General features: G+C 60.1%; 12 protein-coding genes. All 12 read left to right on the top strand.

What is annotated here, in order from left to right:
- Positions 1-1,463 precede the first annotated feature (1,463 nt).
- Genes B5G34_RS14960 through B5G34_RS14905 form a run of 12 tightly spaced genes read left to right on the top strand, consistent with a single transcriptional unit; the run spans position 1,464 to position 16,802 of the window.
- Entirely contained in the window at positions 1,464-2,177 is a 714-nt protein-coding gene (locus B5G34_RS14960; protein WP_140397268.1) for a hypothetical protein, read from the top strand.
- Positions 2,178-2,204: 27 nt separating this feature from the next.
- Positions 2,205-2,402 carry a hypothetical protein gene (locus B5G34_RS19255; RefSeq protein ID WP_087339319.1) on the top strand — a complete coding sequence of 66 codons (198 nt, stop codon included), beginning with the start codon at positions 2,205-2,207 and terminating at the stop codon, positions 2,400-2,402.
- Between the two features lie 17 nt (positions 2,403-2,419).
- Positions 2,420-4,036 (top strand): cation:dicarboxylase symporter family transporter, encoded by a 1,617-nt coding sequence (locus B5G34_RS14950; protein WP_087339317.1) that lies wholly within the window; start codon positions 2,420-2,422, stop codon positions 4,034-4,036.
- Positions 4,037-4,041: 5 nt separating this feature from the next.
- On the top strand, positions 4,042-7,437 hold the full coding sequence (locus B5G34_RS19440; protein WP_087339314.1) for an ABC transporter permease subunit: 3,396 nt from the start codon (positions 4,042-4,044) through the stop codon (positions 7,435-7,437).
- Between the two features lie 40 nt (positions 7,438-7,477).
- Positions 7,478-7,774, top strand: a complete 297-nt coding sequence (locus B5G34_RS14940) for an STAS domain-containing protein (RefSeq protein WP_087339311.1) — start codon at positions 7,478-7,480, stop codon at positions 7,772-7,774.
- Between the two features lie 13 nt (positions 7,775-7,787).
- Positions 7,788-8,399, top strand: coding sequence for a VOC family protein (locus B5G34_RS14935; RefSeq protein WP_087339308.1), 612 nt, complete (start codon positions 7,788-7,790; stop codon positions 8,397-8,399).
- Between the two features lie 39 nt (positions 8,400-8,438).
- Positions 8,439-10,223, top strand: a complete 1,785-nt coding sequence (locus tag B5G34_RS14930) for a SpoIIE family protein phosphatase (protein WP_162609496.1) — start codon at positions 8,439-8,441, stop codon at positions 10,221-10,223.
- Positions 10,224-10,249: 26 nt separating this feature from the next.
- Positions 10,250-11,668 carry a carbon starvation protein A gene (locus B5G34_RS14925; RefSeq protein ID WP_087339303.1) on the top strand — a complete coding sequence of 473 codons (1,419 nt, stop codon included), beginning with the start codon at positions 10,250-10,252 and terminating at the stop codon, positions 11,666-11,668.
- Positions 11,665-12,807 carry a substrate-binding domain-containing protein gene (locus tag B5G34_RS14920; protein ID WP_087339298.1) on the top strand — a complete coding sequence of 381 codons (1,143 nt, stop codon included), beginning with the start codon at positions 11,665-11,667 and terminating at the stop codon, positions 12,805-12,807. Before B5G34_RS14925 ends, B5G34_RS14920 begins: the two co-directional genes overlap by 4 nt.
- A gap of 28 nt (positions 12,808-12,835) precedes the next feature.
- A complete protein-coding gene (locus tag B5G34_RS14915; RefSeq protein ID WP_087339295.1) occupies positions 12,836-14,236 on the top strand; it encodes an NCS2 family permease in 1,401 nt (466 codons plus the stop codon).
- A gap of 14 nt (positions 14,237-14,250) precedes the next feature.
- Positions 14,251-15,804: a sugar ABC transporter ATP-binding protein gene (locus tag B5G34_RS14910; RefSeq protein ID WP_087339291.1), complete on the top strand. Its 1,554-nt coding sequence runs from the start codon at positions 14,251-14,253 to the stop codon at positions 15,802-15,804.
- A complete protein-coding gene (locus B5G34_RS14905) occupies positions 15,801-16,802 on the top strand; it encodes an ABC transporter permease (protein WP_242957073.1) in 1,002 nt (333 codons plus the stop codon). Before B5G34_RS14910 ends, B5G34_RS14905 begins: the two co-directional genes overlap by 4 nt.
- Positions 16,803-16,806: the final 4 nt, after the last annotated feature.

The following is a 16,806-nucleotide window of genomic DNA, read 5'->3' as shown; positions in this document are numbered from 1 at the left end:
CTTTTTGTTTTGCTCTCTTTCGCCTCCTACTAAGGTTGCAAACTTTCCTCAATTCCCTGTTGACTTTTTATTTGCAGACTTCGTTGTGAAATAGAAAAAGCCAGCCCGATGGCTGGCCTGTGAGAAAACACTCCTCCTTTCTCGGTGGGATATATGAAAACGCCGCCCATAGTCCCGTTGGGCGGCGTTCTTACCATAGAATTATGGGCTTGCTATGCTGTTTTATAAGAGATATAAAGAGCAACATTGATCTTTCTGGATCATGCTAAATATTTAAAAAATCAAATACTATGCTTGCAATATCTGGGATTGTTGCCTCTGGAGAAAGGGGCACTTTATCTTGAACGATCATGTCCTTTCCCTCCGGAACACACCGAGAAACGAAGAATTTGCTGCCAGTCCGGATCATTATCAAGGTAGAGCCTTTAATAATTTGACTTTTAGGTGCATTGATTCCGAATAACTTAAAATTCCGAAATATCAAATTCTCCATTTGGGTGATAGTCTTAACGGAATTCTCTTGGAAAATAGTGTCCTTGTTTGTCTCTAACACACTAATGCTCTTCTTTATTGCATCTTCAATGTCGTACGATGTGCAAGTGCGTTCAAGACATACAATTGGCTTGGAATATAATCCAGGGCCTAACCCTTTGTATTTGTCAAAATACATATTTAATGTTCCAGTAAATACTAATTTATCTTCATAAGCATAGATTTCGAGCGTATATGACAATCGACTTCACTTCCTTATGTTCTTTAATCATTGCGATTGTAACAGCAATTATTGCACGGATAAGTTACCTCTTTGCCATTATTGTAGATGATGGAGGTCACCATATCAAGGCCATTGTATAAATGATGAAGTGAAACGGATAGAAGTCCTACGAGGACAACCATGATTTCCAATCTTGTAAATCATATGAACCTCGGAATTGAAGCTGTTACAAGGCCAAGTTTTGTGGCTGTTAATGGTGGTATTGCGTATTGAAGCGCACCTCACAGACCCGGTTACAGGGGTATGTAACCGATGGGTTTGGGAGAGCGCTTGAATGGCATTCAAGAGGTCAGCGGTTCGATCCCGCTTATCTCCACCAAAAACCGTGTAACCATTGTGGTTACACGGTTTTTTGCTTTTTTAGAATTTGTTTGACACTATGAAATCAATGAAAAACGATCCCGGTATGAGCGGACAGATTGGTTCCGTGAAGACCGGGATCGTTTTATTTTTTATACAGACTGATCTGTTCCAAGTTAATTCCGGAAGGGAAACTGCGAGGGTACTCATCTGGATACGCAGAAAACACGGATTCTGTGCAGGCGGATGCAAATTTTTTGCAATCGGTTCACAAAGGTAGAATTCGCATTAAACTTGAGATAACACCCAATAAATAATTATGCAGTATACAAGGCGACCAAATCTGGGTGGAGAGAGTCGTTTCAGCGAGGAGGGTCCCGATTATTTCATGAAAAGGAGATTGATTGCGGCAGGCGCCTGTCTGGTTCTGGGCCTGCTGCCTCTTTCCGGTTGTGGCGGTGAGAGCCCGCCCACCAATGAGGAACTGTGGGAGTCTGCTATGGCCGACGCGGTATTCAGCGAGGATGATGAGGTAATGGAACTGGTCTGTCTGACCCGGCAGGACCCGCAGGTTATCTGGGACGAGGCGGGGGAGCGGGTGCTGCTGGTTACCTGGCACAGCTACCCCGACCCGTGTGCGCCGGGAGATTCCTTGTCCTATCAGGATATCTGGGCTACCTCGCTGGGAGAGCTGACAGACTGGTATCAGGAAAACGGCAGCGATGTCACCGACTGGGATCTGCGCTTTGCCCAGCTGTTGGGTATGCCCGATGACGGAAGCTGCACACGGTTTTCCGCCTTTTGGATCGCGCCGTCGGAGGTGATCCGCCCTGCCTATGTGACCGATGTGACCGCTCAAATGGTAAACGGGTACGACCAGATCACAGATGAGACCCATCAGACCTGGTTTGACGGCAACATCCTCTATTCCTATTTTGAGAGCGCCTATCCCTGGACCAGGCTGGGATACACCTATGACTGGAGCGGCGGAGATTCGGCATACGGCCTTACCGAATTCCTGGTTGCGGACGGAAGGAAAGCGGAGATTGCCTTTACCTATTCCACGGAGGATTTTGTGGCCTGGCTGGATGCACAATCCTGATATCCACAACAGAAAGGAACGACGGAGATGACACAACACTGTGACAATAAGCGGGAATGTCCCTGTACCTATCACTGCCCCCGGCACGGAAAATGCTGTGAATGTGTGGCTCACCACCGGGATCACAACGAAGGGGTCCCGGGGTGCTTTTTTTCCAAGGAAGGGGAGGCCACCTACGACCGGAGCATTGAGGCTCTGGCTCGGGATCACGGAATTCTGAAATAAGGAAGAAGTTTTGTCTCATGAGCAAGGAAAAATTGACGCTGTCAAGGCAGCGGAAGGAAGTGCCTCTGGACGGGGCAGGCATTGACACCCTCTCCCAACTGCTGGCCAATGGGTTGGAACAGGCGGGGGTCAACCGGAAGGATATCATCCGGCTCCGGCTGGCGGTGGAGGAGATCCTGGGGATGTGGAGCTCCAGGGCGGAACAGGAGACGGTTTGCACCTTCCGGTGCGGCACCAGGCTGGGGCGGATGTACCTTGAAATCACGGCCCCCGGCAAGCGCATTGATCCCGATGAAGCTGCCGCGGATATGGCGGGGCGGATGCTGTGCTCCAATCTGCTGGCCCAGGCCGGTCTCTCCCCGGTTTATTCCTATCAGGACGGGATCAACCGCCTGGCCATCTATCCATCCAAACCCCAGAAGCTCAGTCCTCTTATCCAGCTGCTGCTGGCCATCCTGGGCGCTGCGGTGGCGGGGACGGTGCTCCTTGCTCTGCCTGCCCAGGTGAGAGAGGTGGCAACTGGTGTGGTGGACCCGCTGTTCAGTGCACTGATGGGCATTTTGCAGACACTGGCAAGCCCCATGATCTTCCTCAGTGTATGCTGGGGCATCATCAACATTGGAGACGTACATATGCTGGGCCGGATCGGCAAGGTGGTACTGCTTCGCTTTCTGGGGGCTGTCTTCCTGCTGACGGCGGTGACGGCGGTCTGTCTGGTGTGGATGTTTCAGCCGGAAGGGGGTACAGCCTCCATGGGTGAAACCGCCGCCGCCCAGATCTACAGCATGATCCTGGGGATCATCCCCTCCAATATCATTACCCCGTTCCTGGAGGGCAACTCCCTGCAGATCATCTTCATGGCCATCTGCGCGGGCCTGGTGCTGCTGGTGCTGGGGGAAAAGTCCTCCGCTCTGCGGGTCCTGCTGGGTCAGGTCAATACGGCGGTGCAGTTTATGATGGAGATCGTAAGCCGCTATATCCCCCTCTTTGTCTTTGTGAGCCTGCTCTCGCTCCTGCTGTCCGACGCCATGAGCAACCTGAGCGGGGTGGTGAAGGGGCTGCTGCTGGGAATTGCCGCCTGTGTGGCATGGCCTCTGCTCTATGCCCTGTGGGCCTGCCTGCGCCTGAAGGTGTCCTTCCCTATGGTGCTGCGCAAGCAGCTGCCCACCTATCTGATCGCCCTGTCCACCGCCTCCTCTTCAGCCGCGCTGTCCACCAATCTGGAGACCTGTGAGCGCAAGCTGGGCATTTCCGGGCGTATCGTCCACTTTGCTGTCCCCTTGGGACAGGTGATGTTCAAGACCGGCGGCGCCGTAGGCTTTTTCGTTCTGGCGCTGGGACTGTCGGAGTTTTACGGCGTAGCCATGCCCCTGCCCTGGGTGGTGACGGGCGTGCTGACGGCAGGGCTGCTGGCCATTGCCGCCCCCCCTGTGCCGGGCGGCAGCCTGACCTGCTACACCGTTCTGCTCACCCAGCTGGGCATCCCTGCCGAAGCGGTGGGCCTGGCGGTGGCGGGCAATGTGATCCTGGACTTCTTTATGACCTCCTGCGGCATTTCCTGCCTGCAGTCGGAACTGATGCTTTCGGCCAATAAGCTGGGGATGCTGGATCGGCAACAACTGGAAAAGGAGTGAGTGGGATGAAGAAACGCTTGGCCTATCTGGCTCTGATGGTTCTTCTGCTGGTGCAGCTGGTGGGCTGCGCCGGGTCGGCTGAAGAGAGCGCTGCCATCACGGATATCCGTCAGCTGGATGGGCAGACCATCGGAGTCATGACCGGCTCCACCTTTGACCAGCATACCGACACCTACATCAACGACGCAAAGAAAGAGTATTACACCACCTACGCCGACATGGCGCTGGCGGTGGAACAGGGGAAAATCGCCGCCTTCCTCATGGATGAGCCCATGGCCCGGGTGCTGTGCGCCCAGAACCCGGGGGTGACCTATCTCAAGGACTACCTGACGGAGGACGGCTACGCCTTCGCCTTTCCCAAGACGGAGAAGGGCGCTCTGCTTCGGGACCAGATGAATGAATTCCTGGCCCAGATCCAGGCCGACGGCACCATGGAGGAGATCGAATCCATCTGGTTCGGCACCGACGAGAGCGTCCAGGTGGTGGAGGACTGGACCGGGCTGCCCGCCACCAACGGCACCCTGGAGTTTGCTGCCAAGGCCAGCAGCGCCCCCTTCGCCTATGTGAAGGACGGGAAGACCGTGGGCTATGACGTGGACATCGTGGTCCGCTTCTGCAAGGCCTATGGTTACGGCCTCAACCTCCATAACGTGGAACTCACCTCCTTCATCGCCGGCATCGAGGCGGGAAAATATGACCTGGGAGCCGCCGGCTTTACCGTCACCGAGGAGCGGGCTGAGCGGGTGTACTTTTCCGAGCCCGACTATTCCGGCGGTATCGTGGTGGTGGTGGCCGATACCGGAGCGGGCGAGGCCCGCTTTGAGACGCTGGCCGACTTTGAAGGGACCACGCTGGGGGCCGTGACGGGGGCTTACCAGGATCAGTTGGCCAAGGAGACCATCCCCGGTATCAGCATCCAGTATTACGATGACGTGGCCTCTCAGCTGCTGGCCCTGCAGAACGGATACATAGACGGGGCCCTCAACGATCTGCCCCTGTCCCAGCTGGCGGTTGCCCGGCAGCCCGAACTGGCCATTTTCCCCGAGACCATCGCACCGGACAGCTACGGCCTGGGACTGCCCAAAGACAGCCCCCTCACCGACCAGGTCAGCGCCATCATTGAGCGGTACCGGGCTGACGGCACGCTGGACGCCCTGACCGCCAAGTGGATGGGGGCGGATGAGAGCGTCAAGACCATCGATGTGGGGGAGTACGACGCCCCCAACGGGACCCTGCGCTATGTCCACGATCCCTCTATGGAGCCCATGAGCTATGTGGGGGAGGGGGGAGAGTCCCTGGGCTATGAGGTGGAGCTGGTGACCCTCATCGCCAAGGAGTTGGGGATGGAGCTGGAGATCACCCAGGGCAGCTTTGCCTCCCTGATCCCCATGCTGATGAGCGGCCGGGCGGATATCATCTCCGGCTCGATCAGCATCACCGAAGAGCGAAAGGAGAGCATCGACTTCGCCGCGCCCCACTACACCGGCGGCGTGGTGATGGTGGTGCGGGCGGAGGACCTGGGCATCAGCACCCAGACGGAAGAGCAGGGCTTCTGGGCCGGGCTGGCGGACAGCTTCCGCAAGACCTTTGTGGAGGAGAACCGCTGGCAGATGATCCTGTCCGGCCTGGGGGTCACGGTGGTCATTTCGCTGTGCGCCGCCCTCATCGGCTCGGCCCTGGGCTTTGGCCTGTGCCTGGTGCGGCGGGGCCGGAACAGGGTGGCCTCCCTTCTGGCCGCCGCCTTCATCCGGCTGGTCCAGGGCATCCCCACCCTGGTGCTGCTGATGGTGCTCTACTATATCGTCTTTGCCAGCACCCGCCTCAGCGGAGTGGTCATTGCTATTCTGGCCTTTTCCATCAACTTCGGCGTTTATGTGTCCGAGATGATCCGCACCGGCATCGACGCGGTGGACAGCGGCCAATGGGAGGCCGCCGCCGCGCTGGGCTTCGGGCGTGCCAAGACCTTCACCAAGGTCATCGCCCCCCAGGCCGCCCGGCATATCCTGCCGGTCTACAAGGGCGAGTTGATCTCCATGGTCAAGATGACCTCGGTGGTGGGCTATATTGCGGTGGAGGATCTGACCAAGGCCACCGACCTGATCCGCAGCCGCACCTTTGAGGCCTTCTTCCCGCTGATCGTCACGGCGGTGATCTATTTCCTGCTGGCCTGGGCCCTCACCTCGCTGCTGCGGCTGGTGGAGCTGCGCATCGATCCCAAGCGGCGGCCCAGGGTCCTCAAGGGCGTGGAGGGGGAGAAGCTGTCCGCCGCCACTCCCGATCCCGTATCCGCCGCCAGGGCGGAGGGGGAGACGGTGATCTCCGTGGCGCACCTGAAAAAGGTCTATCCCAATGCCACCCCCCTGCAGGATGTCAATACGGAGATTTGCCAGGGAGACGTGATCTCAATCATCGGTCCCTCGGGTACCGGCAAGAGTACCCTGCTGCGCTGCCTCAACCGTCTGGAGGAGCCTACAGCCGGTGAGATCCAGGTGCTGGGGCAGACCCTGACCGGCACCGGTCCCCGGGAGCTCAGCGCCATCCGGCGGCGGATGGGCATGGTGTTCCAGTCCTTCCATCTGTTCCCCCATCTGACCGTGATGGAAAACATCATGCTGGCCCCGGTGGAGCTGCTGGGTCTCAGCAGACAGGACGCCTACAGGCGGGGACTGGAGCTTCTGCAGAGCGTGGGCCTGGCGGAGAAGGCCCTCAATTACCCCGATGAACTCTCCGGCGGACAGAAGCAGCGGGTGGCCATCGCCCGCACCCTGGCCATGAATCCGGACATCGTCCTGTTTGATGAGCCCACCTCGGCTCTGGACCCCACTATGGTGGGGGAGGTGCTGTCGGTCATCCGCAACCTGGCCAGCCAGGGGCTGACCATGCTCATCGTCACCCATGAGATGAAGTTTGCCCGGGACGTCTCCACCAGAGTGTTTTACATGGACCAGGGCGTGATCTACGAGGAGGGTGCGCCGGAGCAGGTCTTTGAGCATCCGCTGACCGACCGCTGCCGGGCCTTTGTCCACCGGCTGAAGACCTTCCACGCGGAGATCCGCTCCAGGGAGTTTGACTTCCTGGGCACCGCGTCCGACATCGACGCCTTTGCCCGGAAGCACTTGCTGGGCGCCGACCAGTCCCTGAAATTCCAGCAGATCTTTGAGGAGCTGTGCGTGTCGGTCATCCTGCCCACCCTGCCTGCGGAAAGCGGCTGGAGACTGTCCTTCGACGCGGCCTGCCGGGAGGATGCCAGCCAGTGCGAGGCGGTCATCCGCTGGGAGGGGGCGGCTTTTGATCCGCTGACCCAGGGTGAGGCGCTCAGTGTAAAGCTGGCCCTGTCCAAGACAAAGGACAGCCGCTGGACCTGTGAAGAGGGCGTCAACACCGTAACCATCCTGTTCTGAGCAGGAAGAGACATACCATCACAGAAAGGGAGAAATTGATATGAATATCGTAAAGACAAGCGAAGGCTCCAAGCTGACCCTGGCCCTGGAGGGCCGTCTGGATACCACCACCGCGCCCCAGCTGGAGGCGGAGGTAAAGGGCAGTCTGGACGGTGTGACCGAGCTGGCGCTGGATTTTTCCAAGCTGGAGTACCTCTCTTCCGCCGGTCTGCGTGTCATCCTTGCCGCCCAGAAGGTGATGAACAAGCAGGGGCAGATGATCATCCGAAACGTGAACGAGACCATCATGGAAGTATTTGAGGTCACCGGCTTCAGTGACATCCTGACCATTGAATAAGGAGGTGCCGGCAATGAACCGCAGCGAAAGTCACACCATCCAGCCGGAGCTTCCCAACATTGTGGGTCTGTCTCATATCTGCATTTTCGTGGACGATATGGAGCAGGCAGTGGACTACTACCGGGACCTGCTGGGCGTAGAGCCCGACCACTGCCTGTCCCACTGGAAAAACGAGGGCTTTTTTAGGGCGGGCGGCTTTGTGGACGAGGCGGCCCAGGGGGACGTCTCCATTGCCTTTGTGAACGTGCCCGGCACCAGGCTCACCCTGGAGCTGATGCAGTACCACTATCCCAAGGGCCGAACGGAGCCGGTGGTCTTTGCCGCCAATGACGTCAGCGGCGCCCGCCATGTGGCCCTGAAGGTCACCAACATCGAGGCTGCCTTCGCCCACATCCAGGCCATGCCCGATACCCGGCTCATCAATGAGACGGAGGCCTACCGGGTGTACCAGATCAGCCAGACCCAGCCGGAGGACGTGCGCTTTTTTGACCAGGCCCCCGGCCAGACCGATGAGCGGAACGAAGCCACCGCCAAAATCCTGGGGCAGGTACGGTATTTCTACTTCATTGACCGATATGGCCTGCAGTGGGAGTTCGAGCAGGGCCATACCGATATCGGTGACTGATCCGGGACAGTGACATCTGACCCGGCCTGTTTTGGGGTGTTGGAGGCGATTGCTACGGAAAAGACAAATGTAAATCCCATCTTTTTGGAAAACGAGCGGGAGGCCAACCGGTATTCCTGCCGGTGCCTGCAGGTGATGGCGCTCATCGCGGCGCTGGCCTGGCTGCTGAACCTGCTGGGTGTCTTTATCGTGCCCCAGGCCGTCATGAATCTGGGCATGCCCGTGTGCATTTTTACCTTTCTGCTGCCCACCATTCTCATCCACAAGATGCCCCGGCTGGGCGGCTGGTTCAAGTATCTTACCATGGGCTGCTGTATCCTGGGCATCACCGTGCTGTCCACCGCCATCCCCAAGCATACCGTACTGGCCTGGATCGCCCCGGTGCTCCTTAGCTGCCACTACTACTCCCGGGCGCTGACCGCCAGCACCTTGGCGGCCTCGGTGGTCTGCCTGTATGCCTCCGGCATTGCCAGTCTGTTCGTGGGGGAGGGGGACCCCAACCTGATCGATGCGTTCCATATGTCGGAGGCAACCATCACCCCTGAGGTGTTCCGGGAGGCGGTGCTGTTCTTCCTGCTGCCCCGCTCCGCCATTCTGGTGGGCATGGCCTTTGTATGCATCACCATTGCCAAACGCACCCGCAGCCTGCTGGAAAAGCAGGCTGCGGACGCCTCTGCCCGCCAGCGCATCGAGACCGAGCTGAATGTGGCCACCCAGATCCAGGCGGATATGCTGCCGGGTATTTTTCCCGCCTTTCCCGAGCGGCCGGAATTTGATGTGTACGCCGACATGATCCCCGCCAGGGAGGTGGGAGGCGATTTCTATGATTTCTTCCTGGTGGACGATGACCATCTGGCCATGGTCATTGCCGACGTGTCCGGCAAGGGGGTGCCGGCGGCGCTGTTTATGGTGATCGCAAAGACCCTGCTGAAAAACGCGGTTCAGATGGGCCTGTCCCCCAAGCAGGCCCTGGAGAAGGTCAATAACCAGCTGTGTGAAAACAACGAGGCCGAGATGTTTGTCACGGTCTGGCTGGGTGTGTACCAGATCTCCACCGGCCACCTTACTGCCGCCAACGCGGGCCATGAGTATCCCGCCATCCGGAGAAGGGACGGTCAGTTTGAACTGCTGAAGGACCGGCACGGCTTCGTGCTGGCAGGCATGGAAAACGCCCGCTATCAGGAATATGAGCAGGAGATCGGCGTGGGAGACACTTTGTTCGTCTACACCGACGGCGTGGCGGAGGCCACCAATGGGTCCAACGACCTCTACGGCACCGACCGCATGCTGGCGGCGCTGAACCGGAACCACGGCCTGGGGCCGGAGGGCCTGCTCCATGAGGTTAAGGCGGACATTGACCGCTTTGTGGGCGCCGCCCCTCAGTTTGACGACATCACCATGCTGTCCCTTCAGCGCAAGGGGCCTGCTCCCCGGCAGAGCATTCAGGAGACCCCCGAACTGGAGCGCATTCCCCATGTGTGTGAATTTCTGGACGGTGTGCTTCAGGCGCATGACGCGCCTATGAAGGTAATTACCCAGGTCAATATTGCGGCGGACGAGATCTTCTCCAACATCGCCCGGTACAGCGGCGCTTCTGCCGCCGTGGTGGACTGTGAGGTGACAGGGACCCGGGCCGTTATTCGCTTTACGGACGACGGAAAGCCCTATGATCCCACCTTGCAGCCGGAGCCGGATGTGACCCAGTCTGCGGAGGAGCGGGAGATCGGCGGCCTGGGGATCTTTATGGTCAGAAAGATGGCGGACCGGGTGTCCTATGAGTATGCCCAGGGCCGGAACGTCCTGACCATCGAAAAATGCTGGTAACGATAGACCCAATGGAGGAATGACTTTTGATTACCCTGATTTGTGCTGTGCTGCTGCTGGCTGTGGGATATGTGTTCTACGGAAAGCTGGTGGAGCGGGTGTTTCGCCCCGATGACCGGCCCACTCCGGCGGTGGCCCATCCCGATGGGGTGGACTACATCCCCATGAAGAACTGGCGGGTGTTTCTCATTCAGCTGCTGAACATCGCCGGTACCGGCCCCATCTTCGGCGCCCTGCTGGGCGCCGTGTTCGGCCCTGTGGTGTTTTTGTGGATCGTATTCGGCTCCATACTGGGGGGCGCAGTCCATGACTACATGAGCGGCATGATTTCTATTCGGATGAACGGCGCTTCCATCTCGGAAATCGTGGGCGCCTACCTTGGCCCCGCCGCCAAGCAGGTCATGCGGGTCTTTTCCCTCATCCTGCTGGTGCTGTTGGGCGCGGTGTTCACCACCAGCCCCGCCCTGCTCATTGCCCGCCTGACCCCGGAGTGGATGAACGCCGGCTTCTGGGTGGTGGTGATTTTGGCCTACTATCTGCTGGCCACCCTGCTGCCCATTGACAAGCTCATCGGAAAGCTCTATCCCATCTTCGGCGCGGTGCTGCTGATGATGGCCGTGGGCATCATTGTGGGACTCATCGCCGGCGGCTACCAGCTGCCTGAGCTGACCCTGACCAATCTTCACCCCGACGGCCGCCCGGTCTGGCCCTATATGTTCATCACCGTAGCCTGCGGCGCCATCTCCGGCTTCCACGGGACCCAGTCCCCCATGATGGCCCGCTGCCTCACCTCGGAGAAAAACGGGCGCAAGATCTTCTACGGCGCAATGATCTCCGAGAGCGTCATCGCTTTGGTGTGGGCGGCGGCGGGCGTGGCCTTTTACGGCGCCACCGGCGGTCTGCAGGCCGCCCTGGCGGAGCTGGGCCAGTCCGGCGTGGTCTATGACATCTCGGTATCCCTGCTGGGCACCTTCGGCGGAGCCCTGGCCATCATCGGTGTGGTGGTTTGCCCGGTGTCCTCCGGCGACACCGCCTTCCGCAGCGCCCGGCTCACCATTGCCGACTGGTTCCACATCGATCAGGCCAGCCTGCCCAAGCGCCTGGCGGTGACCGTTCCGCTGCTGGCGGCAGGGGCGGTGCTGACCCAGGTGGATTTTGATGTGGTGTGGCGCTATTTCTCCTGGAGCAACCAGACCCTGGCCATGATCACTCTGTGGGCGGCGGCCATGTACCTGGTGCGCCACGGGGCCAAGCCCTGGCATTCGCTGCTGTGCGCCCTTCCGGCCACCTTCATGTCCGCCGTCTCCTGCACCTACATTCTGATGGCGGAGGAGGGCTTCCGTCTGTCCCAGACCATTGCCTATCCCGTGGGGATCGCCTTTGCGGCGGCCTGTGCGGCGCTCTATGTGTACAGCACCCTGAAAAGGAAGGAACTGCGTTTATGAGAAGAAAAATCGCTGGATTGTGCGCCCTTTGCTGTGCCCTCTCCCTGACGGGCTGCGCCGGTACCACCCAGTCCGGTCCCGATCCCGCTGCCGTGGACTCCCCGGTGGCCGGGAAAAAGGTGGCCTACATCATGCAGATGGCCCCGTCGGACATTTTCCAGATGTGGTCCCAGTCCGCCCAGGAGACGGCGGAAGGGCTGGGCATGGAGTACGATGCCTTTTTCTGCGGCGGGTCCGACGCCCAGTGGCAGGACACCGTTGCCCAATGCGCCGCCGCTGGCTACGACGGCCTGCTGCTGAGCCACGGCGGGCAGAACTACGCCTACAGCTTTCTGAAAGATCTGCTGGAGCAGTATCCCGATCTGAAGATCGTCACCTTTGACACCCAGTTCAAGGACGGCAGCGGCCAGACCCAGACCCTGGAGGGTGTGACCCAGTTCTTCCAGCAGGACGCCCAGTTTGCCCAGCTGCTGCTGGAGTATGTGTGTCAGGAGCTCTATCCGGACAAGACCGCGGCGGGAGAGCCGGTCAACATTCTGAAGGTCTGGGTGGGACCCAACTTCCTTTCTCCCTTTGACCGCCGGCAGGAGGGGTACGCCGCCTATGAGGAGGCGGGGCTGATCCATACCGTGGAGACCATCGGCCCCTCCGATTTCAGCAATGCGGAGGCCTCCATGGCCGATATCACCGCTGCTACCCTGGCCAAGTACCAGCCGGGGGAGATCGACGCCATCTGGTGCTGCTATGATCTGTACGCCAGCGGCGTCTATACCGCTCTGACCCAGGGAGGCTATGACATCCCCATGGTGAGCGTGGATATCTGCAACGCAGATATCGAGAAAATGGCCCGTGAGGGCTCCCCCTGGAAGGCCTGCGCCACCACCAACTGGAACTACAACGGGGAATTCGGCATGCGGGTGCTGGCCCTGGAGCTGTCGGGGGACTACGACGCCATCATCGACCCCATGACGGGGGAGTGTGCCAGCTGGCTGGAGCTGCCCACCACCGTGGTGACCCAGGACATGGTCTCCGGCGGCGGCATCAACGTCACCAACCTGGATACGGTGGCGGGGGAGTCCTATACCGACCGAAGCTGGATGCCCACCGTGGCCTGGATGGCGGAGCTGCTGGGAGACTGAGCAACGAAGAAAAGGGAGTGGGAAAGCCATGACGGAAAAACTGTTTCATCTCACGGAAAAGGGGGCCAACGTCCGCACTGAACTGCTGGCGGGACTGACCACCTTTATGACCATGGCGTATATCCTCATGGTAAACGCCGGGATGTTTACCGAGCTGCCCGGCGTGTCCTACTATGCCATTTACGTCGCCACGGCCCTCTCCGCGGCCATCGGCACCATCCTCATCGGGCTTCTGGCCAACCTGCCTCTGGCCCAGGCCTCCGCCATGGGCTCCAACGCCTTTTTTGTCTACACCGTGTGCATGGGCTTCGGGCTGAGCTACGCCAATGCCCTGGTCCTGATCCTTCTGGACGGTATCGCCTTTGTCCTTCTGACCGTGACCGGCCTGCGGAAAAAGATCTTTGAGGCCATTCCTGCCCCGGTCCGGTTGACCATCCCCGCCGGAGTGGGTCTGTTCATCGCCTTCATCGGTCTGCAGAGCGCGGGTATCGTGGTGGCGGATTCCGAGACCTTTGTCACCCTGGCCTCCTTCAATCTGCTCTTCGGGTCCGCCGCCTGGGCAGATGTGATGCCCATCCTGGTGACCCTGGCTGCCCTGACCGCCATCGCCGTGATGACCTGCCGGGGCACAAAGGGGGCCGTTCTGTGGGGTATTTTGGGGGGCACGGTCCTCTATTACCTGCTGGGCTTCACCGTTCCCGAATTCTACGGGAACTTTGGCGCCTCTTTGAATCTGAATCCCTTTGCAGCGTTCCAAGAGTTCGGTGCCTCGGCATTTGGCCGTGTCTTTACGGAGGGCTTTGACTTTTCCCACTATCTGGCCGACCACAATCCCGCCCAGCTGGCCCTGCTGATCGCCACCACCGCCCTGGCCTTCTGCCTGGTGGACATGTTTGATACCATCGGCACCCTGTATGGGGCCTGCGCCCGGGGCAATCTGCTTACCAAAGAGGGCGAGGTGCCCAATATGGAGCGGGCCATGCTGGCCGACGCGGTGGCCACGGTGTGCGGCGCGGTGTGCGGCACCTCCACTGTCAGCTCCTATGTGGAGGCCTCCGCCGGCATCGCTGAGGGGGGCAAGACCGGGCTGGCTGCCATGGCCACCGGTGGGCTGTTCCTGGTGGCTATGTTTTTCAGCCCTGTGGCCTCCCTGGTGCCCAGCTGTGCCACGTCGGCGGCCCTCATCTATGTGGGTATTCTCATGATGGACTGCACAAAGAGGATCAACTGGCAGAACACAGAAGAAGCCGTTCCCGCCTTCCTCACCCTGGCCATCATGCCTATGACCTACAATATCTCCTACGGCATCGCCTTCGGCGTGATCTCCCACGTCCTGATCCAGGTGTTTGCAGGGAAGGGGAAACAGGTCAATGGGGGGACCTGGGTCATTGCGGGGCTGTTTACATTGATGTTCCTGGTCACCCATTGACAGGCGGAGGACATATGGACGCATTGACACTTCAGGCAAAGGATATTTCTGTGGAATTCCCCGGCGTCAAGGCCCTGGACGGCGTGGACTTTCAGCTGCTGCCGGGGGAGATCCACGCCCTGGTGGGGGCCAACGGAGCGGGAAAGTCCACGCTGATGAAGGTACTGGCCGGAACCAATCCAGACTACAGCGGCCAGGTCCTTCTGGACGGCAGGCCGGTGGAGCTGCGCAGCCCCGGGGCGGCCCAGCAGATGGGGATCCATATCGTCTGCCAGGAGGTGGATCAGGCCCTGGCCCCCGCCCTGTCGGCGGCGGAAAACATGCTGCTGGATGAGCTGGGGAGGAAGGGCCGCCTGTGGATCAACTGGCGGAAGGTGTACTGGCGGGCGGAGGAGCTGAAGGGTCAGCTTCACATGGACTTTGATGTACGCACGCCGGTCAGCCGGCTGACCCTGGCCCAAAAGCAGATGGTATTGATCGCACGGGCGCTGCACAGCAACTGCCGTATCCTGCTGCTGGATGAGCCCACCGCCCCCTTGAGCACGGTGGAAACGGAAATGCTGTTTGGCCTTTGCCGGAGCCTGGTCAGGGACCGGGGCATGACCATCGTCTTTATTTCCCACCGGCTGCCGGAGGTGCTGGAGATCTGTGAGCGCTATACGGTGCTGCGCAACGGCAGGCTTGCCGCCAGCGGCCCCATTACGCCCCAGACCACCGCCGATGAGCTGGTGGCCCATATGCTGGGCGGTGAGATGAGCGCTGTCTGCCGCACCCCCGGCGCACCTCCTGTAGGCGGCGAGATGTTGTCGGTACACGGCCTCTCCAGCCGGGACAACAGCGTCCGGAACGTCTCCCTGACGGTGCATCGCGGGGAGATCGTGGGTCTGGCCGGTCTGGTGGGAGCAGGGAAGAGCGAGCTGTGCAAGACCCTCTTCGGTATCCTGCCCAGGTCCGCCGGGGAGATCCTGCTGGAGGGCAGTCCGGCTCCCCTCCGGAGCCCCGCCGAGGCAGTGGCCCTGGGCATGGGACTGGTGCCGGAGGAGCGGTGGAAGGAAGGCCTCTTTTTGAAGGAAAGCCTGTCCTTCAATTTGGGGATCGCCGGTCTGAAGCGGTGGAGCAATCTGTCCTTCCTCTCCCAAAAGGGGCTGGACCAAAATGCCCGCACCCAGATGGAAGCGCTGGAGATCAAAACGCCCTCCCCACAGCAGCGGGTAGGGCTCCTGTCCGGCGGCAATCAGCAAAAAGCCGTGGTAGGCAAATGGCTTGCCGCCGACTGCAGGCTCTATCTGTTTGACGAGCCCACCAAGGGGGTGGATGTGGGCGCAAAGGCGGAGCTGTTTCAGGTCATAGCCGGACTGGCACAGGCGGGGTGCGGCGTGCTGTACGCCTCCGCCGATGCCGGCGAGCTGCTGAAGGTGGCCAACCGGATCTATGTCCTGTACGGGGGGTGCGTTGCGGCGGAGCTGGATGCCGCCCACACCTCGGAGGAGGAGATCATGTACTATGCCGTGGGCGGGAAGTCCCCCTTCCTTCCGACGGAGCAGAGAGAAGGGGAGGTCAGGACGTGATACAGACAGGGAAACCAAAAGAGGCCGCAGGATTCTTTATGGACTGGGCGGCGGTGATCGCGCTGGGGGTCGCTGTTGTGGTGTTCGCACTGCTGCGGGGCGGGAGCTTCCTCTCCGCCGCCAATGCCGTCAACATCCTGCGGTCCATGTCCATCACCACCATTTTTGCCATTGCCGCCACCATCACCATGGCCCCTGACGGCTTTGATATGTCGGCCTGCACCCTTGCCACCGTCTCCTCCTTCCTGTTTGCCAGCCTGTTTCTGTGGTTTGGCCTGCCCCTGTGGATGAGCGTGGTCCTCACGGTGGTGCTGACCATAGTGCTCTATCTGCTGACCATGTTTCTCATCCTGGTCTGCCGGGTGCCCGATATGCTGGCCACCTGCGCCCTGATGTTCGTGCATCAGGGGCTGGGCCTGTGGTGGACGGGGGGCGGCGCGGTATCCGCCGGTATGCCCACCGCCTGGGGGACCGCCCCTCTCCGCACGGGCTGGACCGAGGGGGCGCTGGCCATCGGCGCGGCGCCCTGGTGCATTCTCATCATGCTGGCCTGCGTGGCTTTTGCCTTTATTTTTTTGCAGTATACCCGCCACGGCCGCTGCCTGTACGCTATGGGCAGCAACCGTACCGCCGCGGCCTATTCCGGTATTCCCGTAAAAAAATACCGCTTTCTGGCGGGAATGCTCACCGCCGCCATTCTTGCGGTGGGAGCCATCGTGGTCTGTTCCCGCAACTCAGCGGCCCAGATCTCCGGCTGTGACAGCTATCTGATGCCCTCCCTGGCGGCGGTGTTTGTGGGGCGCTCCGTGGGAGGCGCCGAAAAGCCCAACGCCCTGGGCACCCTGGTGGGGGCGGCCCTGGTGGCGGTGCTGGAAAACGGACTGACCCAGATGGGGGTGGTCTACTATGTGCTCCCGGCGGTCAAGGGCGGCGTACTGGTGCTGGCCCTGGTGGCCGCCTACGGCCCCCGGCGGCGGAGCGCCCATGTCATATCCTGAGTAG

Origin of the sequence: Flavonifractor sp. An82, from assembly GCF_002159265.1 — a bacterium.
Taxonomy (GTDB): Bacteria; Bacillota; Clostridia; order Oscillospirales; family Oscillospiraceae; genus Flavonifractor.
Note: the sequence above shows the minus strand (reverse complement) of the source record. Positions and strands in the feature narration are given on the sequence as shown.